Raw genomic sequence first — 20,701 nt, forward strand, 5'->3', positions numbered from 1 at the left:
CTTCTGCTCATCTATCGACCATATCCTTCGCAGACAACATCGATATGGCGGCGTGACTCACAACCCAATGCCTCCGGCAATCCCGGCGCGGTTCAGGATGGCCGGAGGACGGTGTCCGTGTGTCACGCTATGATCCGCGACGCGGGAGCCGTCCTGAGTGACCTGCCATCGTGGCGATATACTTGTCGATGCGGCGCATGGGTCCGATGCCGTCCTGCTGTTCTGTCTGGGACTGTGCGGATAAACGCCTGGAGGCGGGTATGGGTGCTCCATAAAATCAGTCGCGCGATGAACGCTAGTCGGGGCAGATTGCCGCGCTAGATCAAAAAATCAATCGAACAACTAATTGCGTCCGCCTGCGGCTGATGTATGGTGCCTGCAACATCACGGATCTGGCTGCGTCTGCGAATGCAGCGCGATCTGTTGCCGCCCGGCCGATCATAGCCTGGCGAAACCGGGGATGAATGATGGTCTATGAAGAGATTAGTTATACCGTAGCCAACCATGTCGCGACGATCATGTTGAACCGGCCCGACAAGCTCAACGCCTTTACCGTACGGATGATGACCGAAATGATCGACGCATTCGACCAGGTCGATGCCGACGACGAGGTGCGGGTGGTGATCGTCACGGGTGCGGGACGCGCTTTTTGCGCAGGCGCGGATCTGGAGTCCGGCACGGCGTCGTTCGACGCCGCAGGCTTGGAAGATTCGCCGGTCCGGCCGGATGGCAGCCTCGACTATTCCAAGGCGTCGGCGCGCGACGGTGGCGGGCTGCTGACGCTGCGCATTTATCGGTGCCTCAAGCCGGTCATCGCCGCAATCAATGGTCCGGCGGTAGGCATAGGCGCGACGATGACATTGCCGATGGACATCAGGCTTGCGAGCGATGGCGCACGCATCGGATTCGTTTTCGCGCGTCGCGGCATCGTTTCCGAGGCTGCGTCCTCGTTCTTTCTGCCACGCGTCGTCGGCATCTCCCAGGCACTCGAATGGTGCTTTAGCGGCCGTGTGTTCAATGCGGCCGAAGCCAGGGCAGGCGGTCTGGTCAAGGACGTGCTGTCTGCGGAAGCGCTGCTGCCCACCGCCCACGCGCTGGCGCAAGAGATCGCGCAGAACAGCGCACCCGTTTCGGTCGCTCTGTTGCGCCAGATGATGTGGCGTGGCCTGGGCATGGCCGATCCAATGGAAGCGCACCGGATCGATAGCCGCGGCATCCTCTCGCGCGGCCGCAGCAAGGACGTCGCCGAGGGCGTGTCTGCCTTCCTCGAAAAGCGCCAGCCCGCATTTCCCGACAAGGTCTCGGCTGACATGCCCGACTACTTCCCCTGGTGGGAAGAGCCCGAATATCACTAACTACAGGGACGCTGACAAAATGGATATCTTCAAGGATCAAATCTTCGCGGGCAAGACGGTGTTCGTTGCGGGCGGATCAAGCGGGATCAACCTTGGCATCGCGCAGCGCTTTTCCCAATATGGCGCGAAGGTCGGCCTCATCAGCCGCAACCAGGACCGCGTTTCCGCCGCGGTCGATACGATCGTCAATGCCGGCGGCGTGGCAATGGGCATAGCGGCGGATGTGCGCGACTATGATGCCGTCGATGCAGCCCTTGCGGCAGTCAAGAGCCAGTATGGCGAGATCGATGTGGTGATCTCCGGTGCTGCGGGGAATTTCCTGGCGCCGGTGATCGGCATGTCGGCCAATGCGTTCAAGACCGTGATCGACATCGATCTCCTCGGCTCCTTCAATGTCCTTCGCGCCTGCTATGACCATATCCGCAAGCCGGGCGCATCGGTCATATCGATCACGGCGGGGCAGGCGATCCGGCCGACCATGTTCCAGGCTCATGCCGGCGCGGCCAAGGCCGGGATCAATAATCTGACCCAGTGCCTCGCCATGGAATGGGGTCCGGCCGGTGTGCGCGTCAATGCCATCAGTCCAGGCCCGATCGGCGATACCGAAGGCATGATCCGTCTTGCGCCATCGGAAGAAGCGACAGCCAGGCTCAAGGCGAGGATACCCCTGCGTGACTACGGCACGAAGCAGGACATTGCCGATTTGGCGCTGTTTCTTTCGAGCGAGAACGCAAAATATATCACCGGCGCCATCATCGACTGTGATGGCGGATCCGTTCTCGGCGACGCGTCAGCCGACGCATTGACTGTTCAAAAGCGCAGCTAAGGAAATTGTCGTGAACGATTTTGATTTCACTGGCAAACGCGTGCTTGTTGTCGGCGGGTCCAGCGGTATCGGCAACGGTATTGCCCATGCCTTTCGCCAGCGCGGCGCCGACGTTGCCATCTGGGGGACGCGTCCGCGTGCAGAAGATTATGCCGATGTGCCCGGAAGCGATCTTTCGGGAATGCACTATACGTGCGTCGACGTAACCAGCCCGGACGCAGTCGCTGCGGCCCCCTTTGACGGCGATACGCTCGACGTGCTGGTGTCGTGCCAGGGCACGGTTATCTACCAACGCGGCGAATTCGACATGGAAGGTTTCCAGCGGGTCGTCGACGTCAACCTGAACAGTATGATGTCCTGCGCCCTGAAGTTTCGTGGGCCGCTGGCCAAGGCCAGGGGGTCGATGATCCTGATCAGTTCTACCGCAGCGTTTCGCACCACCTTCGGCAATCCCGCCTATAACGCATCAAAAGCCGGCATTTTGGGTCTGACCCGGTCGCTCGCGCAGGCGTGGATCGGCGAGGGCATTCGCGTCAACGGCGTTGCCCCCGGCTTGGTGGATACCAAGCTTACGAAGGTCATGACCGCAGATCCCAAGCGTCTGGAAGGGCAGTTGAAGGTCATTCCGCGCGGACGGCTGGGAACGCCTGAGGATATTGCGGGTGCCGTGATGTATCTAGCGTCGCCGCTTGCGGACTTCGTCGTCGGACAGACGCTTGCGGTGGACGGCGGAGGCTCCTTGTGACGGCGGTGGCGCGTCTTGAACGTTCGCTCAACGGCGCGTCTGCTTTCATCACCGGCGCAGGCAGCGGCATGGGTCGCGCCATGGCGGTCCTGTTCAGCCGCGAGGGTGCGAAGGTCGCGGTCGTCGATCGCAACGCATCGGCGGCCGACGCCGTGGTCCGCGAGATCGAAGAGGAAGGCGGTACGGCGGTGGCCGTGGCGCTTGACCTTTTGCAACTCGATCGGATCGCGGCGGCGGTTGAAGACATTGCCGACCGCTTCGGCGGCCTTGATGTGGTGGTGAATAATGCCGGATATGCCGCATTGACGCCCATCGACGCGCCGGACTTTCGCGAGAATTGGGATCAGCAGATCACCGTGTTGCTGACGGCGCAGCCGCTGGTGATACGCGCTGCCATGCCCTTCCTGCGGAAATCCGCGCATCCGCGCATCTTGAACATTGCATCGACCGAAGGGCTTGGAGCCACGGCGCGCCAGAGTGCGTACAGCGCGGCGAAGGCGGGGGTGATCGGCTTGACGCGTTCGCTGGCAGTGGAGTTGGGCCGAGAGGGCATGACGGTCAATTGTATCTGTCCAGGACCGATTGAAACCGGCATCACCCATGACATTCCAGCAGAGGACAAGGCGCTCTACGCCAAACGCCGCACGGCGCTGCGCCGCTACGGCAAGCCGGAAGAAGTGGCGCATATCGCGCTTAGTCTGTGTGTCCCGGCTGCCTCTTTCATTACCGGCGCGATCATCCCGGTTGACGGCGGATTGATGGCCCGAAACGCGTGAAGAGCATATAGATGGAATGGAAATCACTCGTCGATCTCGATCGGCTGACGACCTGGATGGATCAGCAGGGGCTGGGCAGTGGGCCGATCGAAGATGCGCTTCCCCTTGCCGGTGGAACGCAAAATGTGTTGTTGCGCTTCCGGCGTGGCGACGAGCAGTTCGTTCTTCGTCGCCCGCCTTTGCACAGTATCGCCAACGGCAGCGAAACGATGCGCAGGGAAGCCCGTACCCTTGCTGTGCTGGCGGACTCCGATGTGCCGCATGCCCGGCTGGTCGCGGCGTGTCCCGACGATGATGTGCTCGGCGCGGCCTTCTATCTTATGCGGCCGGTTGAAGGCTTCACTGCCACGGTCGGGTTGCCCGCGCTGCACGCGAGCGACGCTGGCATCCGTCGCCAGATGGGCTTTTCGCTCGTGGATGGCGCGCTGGCCCTGGGCAGGATCGACCCCATCGCCGCCGGCCTGGGCGACATGGGCAAGCTCGACAATTATCTGGGCCGCCAGTCGGCACGTTGGCGGTCGCAATATGACGGCTATGCCAAGCATGAGGGGTGGACAACGGACAGCGTACCCGGCGTTGCGGAGATCGGCAAATGGCTGGACGATCACTGTCCGGCACATTTCACACCAGGTCTCATTCATGGTGACTATCATCTTGGCAATGTGATGTTTAGGCTGGACGGCCCCGATGTGGCGGCGATCGTCGATTGGGAACTGACAACCATTGGTGACCCGCTGATCGACATGGGCTGGCTGCTCGCTACCTGGCCTGATCGGGAGGGTGGCTTTGAGGCGGTTACGCCGGTCGAGCCATGGGACGGTTTCCCCGATGCGATCGAACTTGTCGAGCGCTATGCCGCCGGGTCCGGGCGGGATTGCTCGGCAATGCTCTGGTACAAGGTTTTGGCCTGTTACAAGCTTGGCATCATTCTGGAAGGTTCGAACGCCCGCGCGCTCGCCGGCAAGGCCGAAAAGGAGATCGGCGACCGCCTCCATCATCAGGCGGTGCAACTGCTCCTGCGAGCCTCCCGCTCGATAGAGATTGGCTAGCTGTAACGCTTGACCGGCATGGCAGCCCTTATAGCGAGGGAGGGGGCGTGAGGGTGGCACGGCGATCATGGCCCGCAATGATCCTGATGATCGAGACGGCTCGATGATCGCTGTGTCGTCGGGCGCCGGCAAGCGCTGCTGCTCAATGAAGCGGCGGCATCGCGGTATCAAAAGCTCAACGAACTGGTGGCAATCTATAACCGCAACGCCCGCCAGGCATTCGAAGATTTGCCAAAGAGCGAACCGATATTGGGCGGCCGCATGGACCCCGCTTCGTCGGCCGCATTGATCTTAAGGACCATACGCGGAGTCCATGTGCAGTGGTTGGCCGAGCGCAAGGAATTTGATGCGGGCCGGACCTTTCGCGCGCTTTGCGATCTGATCGAACTGGAATATGCACGCCTCTCCGCGCATCCCTGTGCGAACGCGAGGGCATAGCTTCGACAGTGCATGCCTGAACATGTGGCGTCCGGCATCCGTTTGCCGTCAATGGCGCGGAATGGATAAGCGGTGCTTTCTGTACGTCGCGCGTGACGGGCAACATGACGCTCGTGGGATCAGCGCCGTTGACATTCTTGCACATTCACCTACCTAGCCGATTAATTATGGCAAATATGAGGAGGGTGATCGGATGCTGGCGCTGCTAAGCAAAAGTTCAGGGGGGCCTGAAACCCTCGTCTTGTCCGAGCTGCCAGAACCTATTCCCGGTCCCGGCGAAGTCCGCATTGCTGTCGAGGCCTGCGGCGTGAACTATCCCGACGTGCTGGTCATCGAAGATCGCTATCAGTTCAAACCTGAACGCCCATTTGCGCCCGGCGCGGAAATCAGCGGCCGCATCGATGCAGTGGGTGATGGCGTAAGCCGGTTCAAGATCGGCGACCGTGTGCTGGGTGGTGCGGGTTGGGGGGGTATGGCGGAAAAGATCGTGCTGCCCGAAGATCGGTGCTTTGCGATTCCCGATACCATGCCGTTCGACGTCGCAGCGGCCTTTCTAATGACCTATGGCACTACGATCCATGCGCTTCGCAATCGTGGCAATGTCCGCGTGGGCGAGACGATGCTGGTGCTGGGTGCGTCCGGTGGCGTAGGGCTTGCAGCAGTGGAACTGGGCAAGGCCTATGGCGCCAAAGTCATCGCGGCGGTTTCGGCGCCGCACAAGGCAAAGGTGGCGTTGGATCACGGCGCGGACGCAACCATCATCTACCCGGCCGAAGGACTGGACGCGCAGGGCGCCAAGGCATTCCTCGCGGAGATTCGCGCCCACGCGCCCGATGGCGTTGACATCGTCTATGACGCGGTAGGGGGCGACTATGCCGAGCCTGCGCTGCGCAGCATGGCATGGGAAGGGCGCTATCTCGTCATCGGCTTCCCGGCCGGTATCCCGCGCCTGCCACTGAATCTGCCGCTGCTTAAGGGCTGCTCCATCGTCGGCGTCTTCTGGGGTGCGTCGATCGAACGATCACAAGAACAGCATTGCGCCAATGTCGAGGAACTAATGCAGCTATATCAAAGCGGATATCTGCGTCCGCTTGTATCGGAACGCTTTCCACTGGCGCGGGGCGGCGAGGCCATTTCACGTCTTGCCTCGCGCGCAGCCGTCGGCAAGATCGTAGTAACGCTATGAACAGCCGGGTCGAGATCGACATCGCCGACCATGTCGCTCATGTCCGAATGGTTCGGACCGACAAGATGAATGCACTTGACGGCGCGATGTTCGACGCGCTGGGCCAGGCAGGCGCCCGGCTCAGCGACCGCAGCGATATACGCGCGATCGTGCTATCTGGCGATGGCCGTGCTTTTTGTGCGGGCCTCGATCTCCAGAACTTCGCGCAGATGGCCGACGGCAGCGCGCACATAGATCTGACCGCCCGCACCCACGGGGCCGCCAACGCAGGGCAGCAGGTAGTGCTGCAATGGCGCGAGATGCCGGTGCCAGTGATCGCGGCGGTCCATGGCGTCGCCTTTGGCGGCGGGTTCCAGCTGATGCTCGGCGCGGACATGCGGTATATGCATCCCGAAACGAAGCTGTCGATCATGGAGATCAAATGGGGCCTCGTCCCCGATATGGCGGGCATGGTCCTGTTGCGCGACCTGATCCGGCGCGATGTCGCGGCCGAACTCACCTATAGCGGTCGTATATTCCAAGGCCAGGAAGCACTGGCCATGGGCCTGGCAACGCAGGTGCATGACGATCCGCGTGCAGCGGCGCTCGCGACCGCGCGCGCAATCGCGGCACACAGTCCCGATGCCATACGCGCTGCGAAGCGCATTTTCGGCATCCAGGATGACGCTCTCAACGCCCGCATCCTGCGCGCCGAAGCGGAAGAGCAGATGGCGTTGATATCCACCCCCAATCAGGTCGAAGCGGTGCTCGCATCGCAGGAGCGTCGTGCTGCCCTGTTTAAAGACTGATCCCCAATGAGCGCGCCTATCAGGAGACCCGCGATGGAATATAAGAAAATTCTCTTCGAGATCGTTGATAACGTCGCGATCATCCGCCTCAATGATCCCGCTGTCCTCAATGCGTTCGACCTAACCCTGACGCATGAGTTGGATGCCGCCATCGATCGCGCCGCCAACTCGGCCAGAGCCATGATCATTACCAGTGTCGGTCGTGCGTTCAGCGCTGGCGCGAACCTTTCGGGCGATCTGGGCGACGCCGATGAAAGTGGTGAGGTCGATGCCGGTTCGGTGCTGGAAACTACGATCAACCCGCTGATGGTCAAGCTCAGCCGGCTGCCCATACCCTTCATCACCGCTGTTCGTGGCGCGGCGGCTGGCGTCGGCTGTTCGCTGGCGCTGTCGGCCGACATCATCGTCGCCAGCGAAACCGCCTATTTCCTTCAGGCCTTCGCCAAGATCGGTCTGGTTCCCGATGGCGGGTCCAGTTGGTTGCTGATGCGGGCCATCGGGCGGGTACGGGCAATGGAAATGATGTTGCTGGCCGAACGCCTCCCGGCGGCGAAGGCGCTCGAATGGGGCCTTGTCACCCGTGTCACGAGCGACGAGGAGCTGGAAAGCACAGCTCTTGACCTCGCGCGCCAGCTGGCATCGGGACCGACAAGGTCGCTCGGCATGATCCGTGAGACCGCGTGGGCCGCCGCGGACAAGGATTGGATCGATGCTTTGGCGACGGAACGGCGGCTACAGAAAGACGCTGGCCGTACAAAGGACAATCAGGAGGGTATAAGCGCGTTCATGGAAAAGCGTGCACCCGTATTTACTGGCGCCTGATCGACGGAGCGGAATGATCATGGTGGAGAATTACTCCGTTAACCTCACGGGACGTACAGCGCTTATCACCGGAGCGTCAGCGGGTCTGGGCGCCCGTTTCGCCCGTATCCTGGCGGCGAGCGGGGCCAATGTCGTATTGGCTGCGCGCCGAGTGGCCTTGCTCGAACAGCTGACGCAGGACATTTGCGATGCCGGCGGCCAGGCGATCGCCGTGCCGATGGACGTCACCGACGAAGCATCAACCAAAGCCGCCTATGACGCCGCCGAAGCCGCCTTCGGCGTTGTCGATACTGTGATCGGCAATGCCGGCCTCAATATCGAGGGCCTGACCTTCGATCTCGATGCGTCGGCGCTGGATGCGATCAATCAGGTCAACGTAAAGGGATTGTTCCTCACGTTGCGCGAAGGCGCGCGCCGGCTGATCGACGCCGGTTCCAGCGAGCGGCAACATGGCCGGATGGTAGCGATTTCGTCGATCACGGCGCAATATATCGCTGGCGGCACCGGCGCCTATAGCGCATCCAAGGCGGCCGCGCTTCAACTCTGCCGCGTATTGGCCCGCGAATGGGCGAATCGCGGGATCAACCTGAACATCGTTCTGCCGGGCTATATTCCGACCGACATCAATGCGGAATGGTTCGAGAAAGAGGGGGGGCAGCGCCAAATTCAGAAATGGCCGCGTCGCCGCCTGATGGACGAATCCTCGCTGGATGGCATCATCCTCTATCTATGTTCTGATGCCAGCCAGTTCGTGACTGGTAGCATGTTCACCATAGATGACGGCCAGTCGCTCTGACCTTCGCGCCGGGGACGACGGCTTTTGCTGAACATCCCCGGCGCCCGACGCCTTGCCGACGATCGCTGTCGGCAGGGCACATCAGCGGATGGCGAATCCGCCGTCGATCACGAATACATCGCCAGTATGATAGCTGCTGGCATCAGACGCCAGATATACGGCGATACCCGCAACATCTGATCCTTGCCCCCAGCGACGGACTGGGATGCGCGGCAGGATCGTCTCGATCGCCTCGCTGCTGTGCAGTTGTGCGTTCATCTCGGTATCGATGAAGCCGGGTGCCAGGGTGTTTGCGCGAATGCCAAACCGGCCATGCTCTGCGGCGAGTGAGCGCATGAGCGCATTGACGGCGCCTTTGCTGGCAGAATATGCCTGAAGCGTAGGCATGCCGAATAGGCTGCCCAATGACGAGACGGCAATAAGCGAGCCACCAGCGTCTCCTGCCCTGGCGCGATCAACCATATGCCGTGCGGCTTCGCGCAACGTCCAGAACACGCCTTTGAGGTTGACGTCGAACACTGCGGTCATATTTTCGGACGTGAATTGATGGAATTTCTCGGCCTTGCCGCCGATGCCGGCATTGGCGACGACGGTATCAAGTCTACCGAAATCAGCCAGCGCCTCGGACGTGGCGGCGACGACTTCGTCCTCATTGGCGACGTTCACTGTCTGGGCTTTGACGCGGACCGGCAATGCTGCAAGCCTGGCCATGGCCTCCTGATTGCGAAGCGGATTGCTGCCCCAAATGATGATGTCGGCGCCCGCCTTGCCCAGCCCTTCCGCCATGGCGTAGCCGATGCCGCGATTGCCGCCGGTTACGAGTGCAACCTTCCCGGTCAGATCGAAGATGGACGCCATATCCGCTACCCTTCCACAGCGCCGCGATATGCGAACAGGCAGTCCGCGCCGCGCAATCCAACGCTGCTGTCGGGAATGCAGTGATACATGAGGTAATCGACGCCGGTTGGCGTACCGCGACTTCGGTGATGGCCATAACATGGTTCAGCCAGGCATATCGGGGGTGGCTGGTTTCAAATCGGGGCTGGGTGACGAAATAGGTGTCGCCGAAATCCACAATTTCGCCCTTGCCATATCGTTCCAGCATCTCGGGCGACGCGTGCGACACACCGAAATATTGGACGAAGATGTTGGCGCCGTCATCGGTCACGATTACCAGGCGCACGTCGATATGACAGACGCCATCGCTGTCGATCAGTTCAAATTCGCCACCCACGGGCGCGATTGTGCCGCGAATGGCAGGCCCTTCGACAGTACCGCCAGAAAGCGTCCATACGTTCCGTTTACCCTTGGGGATGAGACCGATTGGATAGCGTTGCCCCAACGTCACGGTCATGCGCAGCAGCGGTTCAAGGCGCATCCCGGCTCCTTTCCTAGACTGGCGGCCGCCCCTGAGCCACTTTGGCTCTCGCGGCGGCCCCCATCATTTTTTAGATGCGTTCGATGATGATGGCTGGAGCCATGCCACCCGCGGCGCACATCGTCACCAGACCGTAGCGACCGCCGGTGCGCTCCAGTTCGTCGAGCACCGTGCCGATCAGGATGGAGCCGGTGGCGCCGATCGGGTGACCTAGCGCCATCGATCCGCCATTGACGTTGACCTTCGAGCGGTCGAGCTTCAGATCGCGGATGAACTTCTCCGCGACGACCGCGAAGGCTTCATTGATTTCCCACAGATCGATATCCTCAACGGTCAAATTGGCCTTCGCCAACACCTTGCGGGCAGCAGGAACGGGCGCGTTGAGCATCAGCGTCGGGCAGTCGCCGATGTTCGCGGTCGCAACGATGCGCGCGCGTGGCTTGAGGCCATGCTTTTCGGCATAGTCCTTCGACGCCAGCAGCACCGCCGCCGCGCCATCGACGACGCCGCTCGAATTGCCGGCATGATGGACATGGTCTATCTTGAGATCGGGATATTTCTGGTTGATCAGCCCCCGGAAGGTCGTGCCGTCCTTGTCGAGCGGCATGTCAGCCATCTTGCCGAAGGAGGGCTCAAGCGAGGCGAGTCCCTCTGCCGTGGTGCCGGGGCGCGGAAATTCTTCCCGGTCGAGGGCGAGAGTACCGTCTGCCTTGTACACGGGGACGACGCTACGGTCGAAACGGCCTTCCTCAATAGCGCGCGCGGCGCGCTTCTGGCTTTCGAGCGCCAAGGCGTCGAGATCGGCCCGTGAAATGCCCTCCATGCTGGCGATGGCGTCGCCGCAGACACCCTGATGCGACTGCGGGTGAACGGCCTGAAGCCGGGCATTGCCCGACCCCATGCCCAGTTGCGGCAGGCCGGCTGCCATTTCCTCCTTGGCGATCTGCATCGTCAGCGACATCATCTCCGTTCCGCCGGCGATGACCAAATCCTCCTGGCCGCTCATGATCTGGCCGGCTGCGAGGTTGACACTGGTGATGCCCCCGCCGCAGAAGCGATCGAGCGTGACGCCGCTGACGCGCATGTCATAGCCGGCGTCGAGCGCCGCCATGCGAGCCAGGTCACCACCCTGCGCGCCTTTTTGCGTGGAGGTCGACCAGATGACGTCCTCAACATCGGCGGTATTGAGATTGTTGCGTTCCGCCAGCGCCCTGAGGACAGTCGCGGCAAGATGTTGTGGATGCATGTCGGCCAAGGCGCCCTTGCCGACCTTGCCGATCCCCCGCGGCGTGCGGACTGTATCGATGATATAGGCTTCACTCATGCTGATATGTCTCCGGAAAGCTGGTGCGAATGGACTGCTCCCGTTTAAAGGGGATGTATTAACCGTTCAACTAATAACTTGGTCATATTTCACCTGACGAGTTCAGGTGTGAAAATGGGCAAATTGTTCGAGCGGCGCGCGTGCCGCCACCATGCTGTTGGCGGGCTCGTCGGGATCCTTCCAGCCGATCGCCATTCCCGTGAACAACATATGTTCCGGCGGCGTGCCGAGAAATTCGGAGATGGTGCGGGGATAGATGGCCCAACACTCCTGCGGGCACGAGTCCAGCCCTTCCTCCCGCAGCAGCAGCATCAGCGTTTGCAGATACATGCCAAGGTCGGACCATTGCGGTGGACCATTGTTGCGATGGACGTAGCAAAACAGCCCGATCGGCGCGCCGAAGAACTGAAAGTTTCGCTGAAACCAGCGTGCGCGCGCCTTCTTGTCTTCGCGCGGGATACCGAGCCGTTCATAAAGCGCCTCGCCGACTTGGAAGGTGCGCGAACGATAGGGTTCGATCAGCTCGCGAGGGTAGATATCATATTCTGAGCCTTCGCCCGCTGGCTGTTCCACCACCTTGGCAGCCATGATCCGTTTGAGCGCATCGATCTTGGCGCCCGCTACGACATGGATGTGCCATGGCTGGATATTCCCGCCAGATGGAGCTGCGGAGGCTTTGCGGAGCAAGCTTTCAAGCAGCGCCGGCTCTACCGGCTTGTCCAGAAATCCGCGAACCGACCGCCGGCTGCTGACTGCATCGCTTACATTCATCGCCCATCCTTACGCATTGTGTCCAAATCGACCGTGCGATCACGTCCTTCATGATTTCTGGTGTGTCGCCGTCGAGGCGCTGAATGCTTCCGTCCCACCAGGTCCAGGCGATCGGATATTCGTGCATATTGCCAGCGATCGGGCATAGAGGGCCTGCTTCGCCGCGGGGCGTGACAGAAGGCGCGATTAATCTGGTCCAGCGCTTCCCAGCACCCGCTATGGGCAACACTTCGCCTCGCCACGAATTTTCGGACCTCATCGCGGAACAGGTGATGGCTGTCGTGATATGCTATGCGCGTTGACAAGTTTGGCACCACGGCCTCCGATTCCAGGCATTTTACGAGCAAGGCATCGCGCACGCATGCTCTTAAGTATGCGAATAATCAACTCCCCAGTACGCACATTGCGCGTTTGGGATGGGTGCGCCCTCCCAGTGCCGCAGCGACGACCGATGCGAGGCAACATGTGCGAGCAACAGGCGAACGGGGTGCGGCAGGTGCGTGATCTTTTCGAAGCCGGCCGTGAAGGGCCGCCGATATGGCGCGCGCTCTGGCTGAAGCCTTGCACGGTGAAACAGGGCGTCGTGGCGATCAGCGGCAAACCTAGGGAAGAACATTCGTAGCATTCATGGGGGATACGGCGCCACGATTCTCGACGACGCGATAGCGCGCGCGGTGCAGACCATGCTGCCTATACGACAGTCGAATCCAATATCTCCTTCATCCGCGAAGTCAGGGCCGGTGAATGGGTGGTGGCGACGGGCAAAATGTTGAACCTGGGCGTTGCTTGGCCGTGGCGGAAGCGTCCTTGGCTAGCGAGGACGGGCGCCTGCTGGCCCATGGAACGACCAGGATCAGCATCCTCTGATTGTTCGCCGACGATTTTTAGGGGGTGCGGTACGATCTCGCACCCTCCCAGACCTGCTATTCACAATCGCGTGTAGATACGAGCGGCACGGCCATCTCGCGACAGCCGACCTTTCGCCCCTCTGTTTCAGGGTGCTGGGCGATCGATGTGTAGCTGGCCGGACGGAGCCGGACACGCCGCCCTGCATAGCTCCGCCACCCCTTTTTGCGACTACTGGTGGGGCGCGGTAGCAGCGCTTTGCGGTCGATCGTTGGTCTGGCAGCCGACGAGTTGCAGCAATTTATTCACCTGCCGGTTACGGCTCTTTCGACGTTGCGGAGATGCCATCCAGCACCACGCTGTAAAGATGATCAATAAATTGGCTCTTGAGCTGATTATTGATGGCCTTGATCCCGAACACATGTTCCAGTTGATATCGTCCAAAAAACAGTTGATCACATGCTCCAACGATGTGAAAATAAAAGAGCAGCGGATCGATCTTACGGAATGTTCCAGCAGCGAAGCCTTCGTCCAGAATATGTTTCTGCACGGCCGCGACAGGAGCCGAAAATTCCTGGGCGATCAACGAACCGAACGTATCGGGCTCATCTGACAACAGTTGGTGCATCAGTCTATTAATGTATGGATATTGAAAATAGATCATCACCATACCGCTGATATGGATACGCAGCTTTTCTTCTGGAGGAAGCTTCATACCAGATAGATGATGTAATTGCAGCATCGCCGGGCCTAAAACTTTACGTAGAAGAGCAATCATCAATCCGGCCTTGTTGCCGAAATAATATTTGACCAGTGCAGAGTTCAAGCCACTTTTGATTGCGATATCGCTCAGCGAAACGTCGGACACGCCTCTCTCCGCCATCAATTCTCCTGCGGCGATCAGCAATTGTTCGCGTGTGGCTACATCCTGTGTGCCTTGCTGCGACTCCCTCTGAGAGTTTTTGGATCGTGCCCGCATTTCAGCAGTACCCCTGTCTGTGCCTTGTCATGCCGCATGGTATCGCGCGAAGGCAGCGGCATACAAGGGTTTCTTCAATGGTTTCATCAAAGAGGTTAATTGGCGCTTGGAATTTGGAAGCAGGAGAAACGAGCAAGACGATGATCTCGACCGCGACCGGACGGCCGAAAAGTCGCCGTGCGACTCCAGTTCCGACCCGCACCATCCGGTTTTGGAGCAGGACAGGTTAGAATTGCCCGAGACATAATCGTGTCTGCGATAATCCAGGCGGATCGAGCGGTGCGTGGAAAGGAGATGCATTCGGGTGCATGTAACAGTCAGGGCGTGCACGCAGGCTGACCGCATTTTTGAACGATATCCGCGAGGGCGATGGGATTGTGCCGCGCCGCATGGCGGAACGTCTGCGCTTGCCGATGATGCGCCTGTCACGGCTTGCGCATCTTAATCGCACCACAATGGCCGCACGCTCCGGCAGTCCGGCTGTGCAGGCCGAGCCTGGAGAAATCACCCGCATTGTCGCGCGAGCCGCAGATCTTGCCGGGAACGAAGGCAAGGCGATAATCTGGTTCAAGCACCTGCCGCCTGCTGGATTTGGCAGGACAGCGAAGGAGTTGGTCGAGGATGGGCATGCCGACATTGTTATCGAGCATCACGGTCACATGGCTGCCGACATATATTCCTAGCATGGTTTACGGGATTGATGGCGGCAATGATCTTTTGTGTCGGTAAAGTGGTTCCATGATGGACCGTAGCCGACAGTTCGGCCAGATGCTCCAGCACCACATGGCCAATACATATATTGTGGTCGAGCGGACCGGCCTTTGTCGCCTGCCTTTTGACGTCGAAGCTGCAAACCGATCCGGTGACCACGACCTTCGCGACCTTCGCCGCAAAGGAACGAGCACCTGGGCGGACGCTATGTGGCGCAAAGTGCGCGGCAATTGCAAAATGGCGGATAAGCTAGCCGCAAGCCGTCATTTCAATCCTGCTGCGTTGATCGCATCGCGGCTCGGCTCTCGCGATTTCGACATTGCGCGCCCGTCCTCGCTGAACCAACCAGTAGTGGCATGATTGGCCGGTTCAGCAGGCGTCGGGCTACTATCTGGCTGCTTCTCAAAGGTCTCGGTAGACCGGAGGGCGCTTCTCAAAGAACGCGTTCACCGCCTCGGTCGCGTCATGCGTACCTGAAACCAGAATCTGCTGCCGGTCCTCCATGGCCATCGCGGCCCCCATGCTGGGCGCGTCGATGGCCCAGTTCAGCCCGTCCTTGGTAAGACGCAGGCCGAGCGGATTGGTGCTGAGCATTTCCTCCGCGATTTCCAGCCCGGTCTGGAGCAGGTCTTCCTCCGGCACCACGCCACTGACCAGACCGACCGCCGCGGCGCGATCGGCATGAATGAAGCGGCCCGTGAGCAGCAGTTCCGACGCCAGCGACATGCCGACGAGACGGGGCAGGAGATAGCTGGACCCCATGTCACAGCCGCTCAGCCCGATGCGGATATAGGCCGCGTTCATCCGTAGGCTAGGCGCGGCGTAGCGAACGTCGGAGGACAGGAGAAGGGAGAAGCCGCCGCCGCACGCGGGGCCTTGAGCCAAGGCGATGATCGGTTGCGGGCATGAGCGCATAAGCTGCATAATGGTCGCAATGCTCCGTTGCACCGCCAGCCCTCGATGGACACGGCCTTCGCCGTCGGCGCTTAGCTCCCAGCTGGTGAGGTCGGCCCCAGCGCAGAAGGCGCGACCCTCGGCACGCAGGATCACGACGCGGATGTCAGGGCGCTGATGCAATTGCGTGAACAGGTCCGTCAATTCCCGCACCATCGTGGCGCTCAGGCTGTTCAGGGCTGAGGGGCGATTGAGCGACACAATCAAAATGGCATCACGCCGCTTGGTAAGGAGGGTTTCGAATGGGCCGAGGGATGCGATGCCGTCATCGGATGTGTCAGTCATTGGTCATAATCCTCTTTGTATCTTGTCGTCACACAAATGCAGACCCGATTATAAACGAGATAGGATTTAATTAAATGAGCAAATACAAACTATGGCATATGCTGTTGGCCATCGTGAGCGACGACGCATGCGCGCGAATGAGTTCGCCGACAGGCCACAAAAGGCGCCGTGGCAAAGCTGTGCACCCACGGTTTGACGGGCTATACCGCACCGAACCCGCCCCGTCGGCCCAGGGCTGCGCGACCAGGGGGGCATGGGACAATCGGGACGATAGCGTCGATTAACAGCCCGTAATCAGTGCCGACGCGTCCGGCATGGGGCGTTAGCTGTTCGTCTCGGGCCTTAGCGAGACTTCAAACTGGATATGTTGCTCTCATCGCGAATTGGTCAGAGAAGGAAGGATGCATGTTTTCGGACCATCTGACCATCTGACCACGGGACATGATCTGTCGCATCGCGGTGGCGAGCGCTTGGTCCGGGCGACCGCAGCCCTGCGCTCGCTGGCTACCCTTCAGGGGAAAAGCGCGTAATTTCTCAGCCTCCCTGGCTATCTATACAGGCTCAAGGAGATAATCGCGCATTTTCTCGATAACATCGGCGGGTAGTTTCAGCCGATCGGTGAGGAAATTGCGCGATGAGCCATAGCGCTGCTCGATAGCGTCGAAGGTGGCGGCGAGATAACGTTCGTCCGACCGCATCAACAATTGCAGTGCCAGCGGATCGAGCCGTTCCAGCCAGTTGTTCGAGACACCAGCGCCCATGGCCGCAGACTTCTTTAGCCGCGTCCAGTCAAGCAACTGCTCGGTCTTGGCATAGTCCGCCATGACGTAGGATCGCTCCACACCAAGCAGGTCTAGCAATATGCCGACGGCGATCCCGGTGCGATCCTTGCCAGCGGCGCAATGGATCAAGATGGGCAGTGCCCCTTCCGAAACCGCCTGATATAGTTCACTCAGGTGCAAACTATGTTCTTCCGGAAGCAGCCGATACAGGCCCAGCAGCGCCTCGAAATAATCCTCTGATGTGGCGCCTGACAGGAAAAGTTTGCCGCTCTCCTGTTCATCCCGCGCGAACTGCGCGTCCCAGGCAAGCACACGGCTTCCGGTGACGATCGCCTCGTGAGTCGGACTCGATTCGCGTTCCGAACGGCGCCGGAGGTCGGCGATGGTCTTGATTCCCAGGGCGCGGATGACTTCCACATCCTCGCCGGTCAGTTCATCCAGTTTCGCGGAACGCCATAGCATGCCGCGCTTCAGCCGGCGCCCGTCCCCGGTCGGATAACCGCCGATCTCACGAAAATTTTGCGCGCCCTCCAGGGAAATGATGCGGTCGGCATCGACGACATTCACGGAAGTGACCATATTTTTTCCTCATTCCTCCCGAGATCAGGCCCGTCTGCGAAGATATCGTCGCGCAAAGCCTTGACGAACCTATGACATGATCGACTGGGTAGCCGGATTATCCGATCGCCTTGCGGACGAAGGCGCGAATCTTGTCCCCATAGGGCGGACGAAACAGCTTCATCGGCGCAAGATCCTTGTTCAGTTGGGTGTGCACCGATTTGCGGTGGCTAAACTCGCGGAACCCGTCCACGCCATGATAAACACCCATGCCGGACGGGCCGATGCCGCCAAAGGGCAGGGTTTCCTGAGCGCAATGCATGATCACATCGTTGATCGTGACGCCGCCCGAAGTGGTCCGCTCAAGCAAAGTTTCGCGCTCGTCCCGGTCATTGCCGAAATAATAAAGCGCGAGCGGTCGGTCCTGTGCGTTCACGCGGTTGATTACCTCATCCAGCTTGTCGTAGCCCCGGATCGGCAGCAGCGGGCCGAAAATCTCATCCTGCATCACCGCCATATCGTCGGTCGCGTTGAGGATCAGCGTGGGCGGAATGCGCCGATGTTCCTGCTGGCTGAAATCCTCGTTCGCAGGATTGATCTCTACGATCTCGCCGCCCTTGCTGCGCGCATCGTCGATATAGCCGCGAATCCGGTCGAAATGCCGATCCGTGATGATCGCGGTATAATCGGGATTGTTCTTGAGCGCCGGGAACATCGCGGTGGTTACCTGCCTCGCCGCCTCGACAAATTCCGGGATCAGCGAGTGTGGGGCGTAGATATGGTCGGGAGCAAGGCAGATTTGCCCGGCATTCAGGGTCTTGCCAGCCATGATCCGCGCGGCGGCGGTGGGAATATCGACACCCTTGCCGATTACCACAGGACTCTTGCCGCCCAGTTCGAGGGTGAGGGGCACCAGATGTTCGGACGCGGCGCGCATGACATGCTTGGCGATGGAACCCGCGCCGGTGAAGACCAGATGATCGAATGGCAGCGCGGCGAAGGCTGCGCCGATCTCGGCGCCGCCGGTGACCACCGCGACTTCATCGGCGGCGAAACGCTCGCCGATCAGCTTTTGCAGCAGATCTGCTGTGCGCGGGGTGAATTCCGAAGGCTTGATGATCGCGCGGTTGCCGGCCGCAAGTACGCCCGCGAGCGGCGAGAAGACGAGACCGACCGGGAAATTCCACGGCGCGATGATACCGATAACGCCTTTGGGCTGGATGCGAATTTCATTGCGTGCGCCCAGCAGGCCAAGGGGAAACGGTTCCACCTTGCGCCGTTCGTTGCGCATCCAGCGCGGCAGATGCTTGTGCGCATCGCGCATCGCCGCGATCGGACTCATGATGTCGGTGATGCCCGAGGCATGGAGCGAGCGGTTGCCGAAATCATCCGAAATCACTTTCTCCAGCGCATTGGCATTCTCCTGAAGCAAGGCGATGCAGCGATCCAGCCGGTCTCTGCGCAGCGCAAGCGACGGGGCACCGTCGCGCAGATGCGCCCGGCGCTGGGCATCCAACAGGGCCGGAAGCTGACCGACATGCGTTTCGTTGATGGAAATCGCTCCGGGCATCACGTTCATCGTCCTACAAACCTTCCCTGATGATTGCCGGAGTCCACATGCGGCACCAACCTCCTTCGATCCGCGCCGGGCTGGCCAGCTTGCGAGATCGCTCTACTTGTTCGACTAACATGGAGCGCAGGCGTTGTTCAATCGCACATTGAAACCAGGATGCGACATTTTATCTACTGCATACCGATCCATGTGATAGCTGGCACCGACGTGCCGCAAATGCATCACCCCATATGTAGCGGGAATGGCGCGCGCAAACTCAACCGTGATGCCTAACGCTGTGCGCAACCGGGATGCGCAGGGTCGGCCTAGCCAAAACCAGTGCCGAAAAGCAGCTCTCTATCGGGTCCGGCAAGCCAAGCAGCGCGCGCGCCGGTTCGGCGTGAAAGCCGAAGCTGAGATCGGGACTGGCGACCCCGGCATCGAAATCCCGGATCATCGCTTGGGGCAACGCGTCCCTCTTGGCGCCCGACCGGATATGCACCGATCAGGGCTCAGCATTGCAGGTCGACGGCGCTCATTGGGTGTCTTGCACCACCTGGTCGAGCAGCGCCCGATGCAACGCTTGTCGCGCGCATACAGGAATGAATCGGGCTGGTGCCGCATTTGCGAGCCAGCGGGAATCGTTGTCGCCGCACTGACCAACGGCATCTTCACGGGATCATCACCGGCTTGATGCACTTGCCGCTAAGCTGATCCGCGATCGCCTGATTGATGTCGCTGAGACGATAGCGCGTGATCAGCCTGTCGAAGGGGAAGCGCCCTTCTTTGTAGAGCGCCACCATGCGGGGGATGAAATCGTCCGGCTGCGCGTCGCCTTCGATGATGCCGACGACGCTGATGCCTGCGCCGACCAGATGATTGATCGGAAGGGAGACGGCGTCGTCTGCCTTGGGCGGCACGCCGACCAGGCCGAACTTCGCATGGGATGACAGGCATGAAAGTGCGCCTTCGATCACCTGCTTTAGCCCTGTCGTGTCGAACGCATAGTCGACGCCATGGGGAACGATGGAACGGACCACTTCCGGCAAAGTCTCGTTCAGCGGATCGACGACATGGGTGGCACCCAATTCAAGCGCCATGTCGCGTCGTGCCTGCTTGGGCTCCGCGACGATGATTGTCTCGCAGCCCTGGATGACTGCGCCCATCACGGCGCTCAGACCCACAGCACCCCCGCCCAGCACAAGCAGCGAACTGCGCGCCCGGCAGGCGAGCGCATTCATGACGGACGCAGCCCCCGTTTGAATGCCGCAGCCCAGCGGACCCATCAGCTCCAGCGGTACGGACTGGTCGATCGCCACGACGTTGCGTTCGTTGGCGAGGGCGTAGCTGGCGAAGGAGGACTGGCCAAAAAAGTGTGCGCTCGCGGTTTCGCCTTGGATCGACACGGCGCTCGTCCCGTCGGCGCGGCGTCCGCCATAGTTGAGCGGTGCGAAGGAGAAGCAATAGGCAGGATGCCCGTCCGCGCAGCGCACGCACGCCCCACAACTGTTGAAGGTGGCGACGACATGGTCGCCCGGCGATACCTTGGTAACGCCAGGGCCGACCCGTTCGACGATGCCGGACCCTTCATGGCCCAGAATGGCTGGAGCCTTCATGATCCCCAGATGCTCGCCGAATACGAGATCGGTATGGCACAGGCCGACACCGGCAATGCGCACCAGCACTTCGCCCGCGCCGGGCTCCTCGATCTCGACCGCTTCGATGGCGAGGGGGCCGGCGGGTATTCTGGCGACTGCCGCCTGTGCGGTGATGCTCATGC

Annotated in this window: 21 protein-coding genes and 1 pseudogene; 13 read left to right on the forward strand and 9 right to left on the reverse strand. The window is 60.6% G+C overall.

Translation table 11 applies throughout. The features are described 5' to 3' along the window. Positions 1 to 467 precede the first annotated feature (467 nt). The 10 genes from Q4610_RS15540 (at position 468) to Q4610_RS15585 (ending at position 8,781) form a co-directional block, all read left to right on the forward strand. A complete protein-coding gene (locus Q4610_RS15540) occupies positions 468 to 1,355 on the forward strand; it encodes a crotonase/enoyl-CoA hydratase family protein (protein ID WP_304536910.1) in 888 nt (295 codons plus the stop codon). A 19-nt stretch (positions 1,356 to 1,374) separates the two neighbouring features. Continuing rightward, positions 1,375 to 2,181, forward strand: coding sequence for an SDR family oxidoreductase (locus Q4610_RS15545; protein WP_304536875.1), 807 nt, complete (start codon positions 1,375 to 1,377; stop codon positions 2,179 to 2,181). Between the two features lie 10 nt (positions 2,182 to 2,191). Beyond that, the gene (locus Q4610_RS15550; RefSeq protein ID WP_425262575.1) at positions 2,192 to 2,926 is read left to right on the forward strand and encodes an SDR family NAD(P)-dependent oxidoreductase; all 735 of its coding nucleotides are present in this window, start codon (positions 2,192 to 2,194) and stop codon (positions 2,924 to 2,926) included. Further along, positions 2,923 to 3,702, forward strand: a complete 780-nt coding sequence (locus Q4610_RS15555; RefSeq protein WP_304536876.1) for an SDR family NAD(P)-dependent oxidoreductase — start codon at positions 2,923 to 2,925, stop codon at positions 3,700 to 3,702. The genes Q4610_RS15550 and Q4610_RS15555 overlap by 4 nt, the downstream gene beginning before the upstream one ends. Before the next feature lie 11 nt (positions 3,703 to 3,713). Beyond that, complete coding sequence (locus Q4610_RS15560) at positions 3,714 to 4,751, forward strand: phosphotransferase family protein (protein ID WP_304536877.1); 1,038 nt, start codon at positions 3,714 to 3,716, stop codon at positions 4,749 to 4,751. A 186-nt stretch (positions 4,752 to 4,937) separates the two neighbouring features. Further along, a complete protein-coding gene (locus Q4610_RS15565; protein WP_304536878.1) occupies positions 4,938 to 5,189 on the forward strand; it encodes a hypothetical protein in 252 nt (83 codons plus the stop codon). Positions 5,190 to 5,382: 193 nt separating this feature from the next. Then, positions 5,383 to 6,375 (forward strand): NADPH:quinone oxidoreductase family protein, encoded by a 993-nt coding sequence (locus tag Q4610_RS15570; protein ID WP_304536879.1) that lies wholly within the window; start codon positions 5,383 to 5,385, stop codon positions 6,373 to 6,375. After that, the gene (locus Q4610_RS15575) at positions 6,372 to 7,163 is read left to right on the forward strand and encodes a crotonase/enoyl-CoA hydratase family protein (RefSeq protein ID WP_304536880.1); all 792 of its coding nucleotides are present in this window, start codon (positions 6,372 to 6,374) and stop codon (positions 7,161 to 7,163) included. Before Q4610_RS15570 ends, Q4610_RS15575 begins: the two co-directional genes overlap by 4 nt. A gap of 33 nt (positions 7,164 to 7,196) precedes the next feature. Continuing rightward, complete coding sequence (locus Q4610_RS15580) at positions 7,197 to 7,985, forward strand: enoyl-CoA hydratase-related protein (RefSeq protein ID WP_304536881.1); 789 nt, start codon at positions 7,197 to 7,199, stop codon at positions 7,983 to 7,985. Between the two features lie 19 nt (positions 7,986 to 8,004). Further along, positions 8,005 to 8,781 (forward strand): SDR family NAD(P)-dependent oxidoreductase, encoded by a 777-nt coding sequence (locus tag Q4610_RS15585; protein WP_304536882.1) that lies wholly within the window; start codon positions 8,005 to 8,007, stop codon positions 8,779 to 8,781. 81 nt (positions 8,782 to 8,862) lie between these two features. Here the strand turns inward: Q4610_RS15585 and Q4610_RS15590 are convergent, their stop codons facing one another. The 4 genes and pseudogenes from Q4610_RS15590 to Q4610_RS15605 all read right to left on the reverse strand — a co-directional run bounded on the left by Q4610_RS15590 (position 8,863) and on the right by Q4610_RS15605 (position 12,254). Then, a complete protein-coding gene (locus Q4610_RS15590) occupies positions 8,863 to 9,639 on the reverse strand; it encodes an SDR family NAD(P)-dependent oxidoreductase (protein ID WP_304536883.1) in 777 nt (258 codons plus the stop codon). A gap of 130 nt (positions 9,640 to 9,769) precedes the next feature. Next, positions 9,770 to 10,159, reverse strand: a pseudogene (locus Q4610_RS15595) (DUF3237 domain-containing protein); the annotation flags it as partial. Positions 10,160 to 10,229: 70 nt separating this feature from the next. After that, positions 10,230 to 11,483, reverse strand: a complete 1,254-nt coding sequence (locus Q4610_RS15600) for an acetyl-CoA C-acetyltransferase (RefSeq protein WP_304536884.1) — start codon at positions 11,481 to 11,483, stop codon at positions 10,230 to 10,232. A gap of 102 nt (positions 11,484 to 11,585) precedes the next feature. Next, positions 11,586 to 12,254, reverse strand: coding sequence for a nitroreductase (locus tag Q4610_RS15605; RefSeq protein ID WP_304536885.1), 669 nt, complete (start codon positions 12,252 to 12,254; stop codon positions 11,586 to 11,588). A gap of 634 nt (positions 12,255 to 12,888) precedes the next feature. On the opposite strand from Q4610_RS15605, the gene Q4610_RS21840 reads away from it, so the two are divergent. After that, entirely contained in the window at positions 12,889 to 13,197 is a 309-nt protein-coding gene (locus Q4610_RS21840; protein ID WP_425262577.1) for a hotdog domain-containing protein, read from the forward strand. A 219-nt stretch (positions 13,198 to 13,416) separates the two neighbouring features. Here the strand turns inward: Q4610_RS21840 and Q4610_RS15610 are convergent, their stop codons facing one another. Continuing rightward, entirely contained in the window at positions 13,417 to 14,079 is a 663-nt protein-coding gene (locus tag Q4610_RS15610; protein ID WP_304536886.1) for a TetR family transcriptional regulator, read from the reverse strand. A 347-nt stretch (positions 14,080 to 14,426) separates the two neighbouring features. Here Q4610_RS15610 and Q4610_RS15615 point away from each other — a divergent pair, with 347 nt between their 5' ends. Together Q4610_RS15615 and Q4610_RS15620 are read left to right on the forward strand one after the other, a co-directional pair. After that, positions 14,427 to 14,762, forward strand: coding sequence for a hypothetical protein (locus Q4610_RS15615; RefSeq protein WP_304536887.1), 336 nt, complete (start codon positions 14,427 to 14,429; stop codon positions 14,760 to 14,762). A gap of 55 nt (positions 14,763 to 14,817) precedes the next feature. Further along, positions 14,818 to 15,150, forward strand: coding sequence for a hypothetical protein (locus tag Q4610_RS15620; RefSeq protein WP_304536888.1), 333 nt, complete (start codon positions 14,818 to 14,820; stop codon positions 15,148 to 15,150). Positions 15,151 to 15,192: 42 nt separating this feature from the next. On the opposite strand, the gene Q4610_RS15625 is transcribed toward Q4610_RS15620, so the two are convergent. The 4 genes from Q4610_RS15625 to Q4610_RS15640 all read right to left on the reverse strand — a co-directional run bounded on the left by Q4610_RS15625 (position 15,193) and on the right by Q4610_RS15640 (position 20,699). Next, positions 15,193 to 16,029, reverse strand: coding sequence for an enoyl-CoA hydratase/isomerase family protein (locus tag Q4610_RS15625; RefSeq protein WP_304536889.1), 837 nt, complete (start codon positions 16,027 to 16,029; stop codon positions 15,193 to 15,195). Between the two features lie 551 nt (positions 16,030 to 16,580). Then, positions 16,581 to 17,390 carry a tyrosine-protein phosphatase gene (locus Q4610_RS15630; protein WP_304536890.1) on the reverse strand — a complete coding sequence of 270 codons (810 nt, stop codon included), beginning with the start codon at positions 17,388 to 17,390 and terminating at the stop codon, positions 16,581 to 16,583. Between the two features lie 97 nt (positions 17,391 to 17,487). Beyond that, positions 17,488 to 18,948 carry a coniferyl aldehyde dehydrogenase gene (locus Q4610_RS15635; RefSeq protein WP_304536891.1) on the reverse strand — a complete coding sequence of 487 codons (1,461 nt, stop codon included), beginning with the start codon at positions 18,946 to 18,948 and terminating at the stop codon, positions 17,488 to 17,490. Between the two features lie 644 nt (positions 18,949 to 19,592). After that, a complete protein-coding gene (locus Q4610_RS15640; RefSeq protein ID WP_304536892.1) occupies positions 19,593 to 20,699 on the reverse strand; it encodes an NAD(P)-dependent alcohol dehydrogenase in 1,107 nt (368 codons plus the stop codon). Positions 20,700 to 20,701: the final 2 nt, after the last annotated feature.

This window comes from Sphingobium cyanobacteriorum (assembly GCF_030580935.1).
GTDB lineage: Bacteria > Pseudomonadota > Alphaproteobacteria > Sphingomonadales > Sphingomonadaceae > Sphingobium > Sphingobium cyanobacteriorum.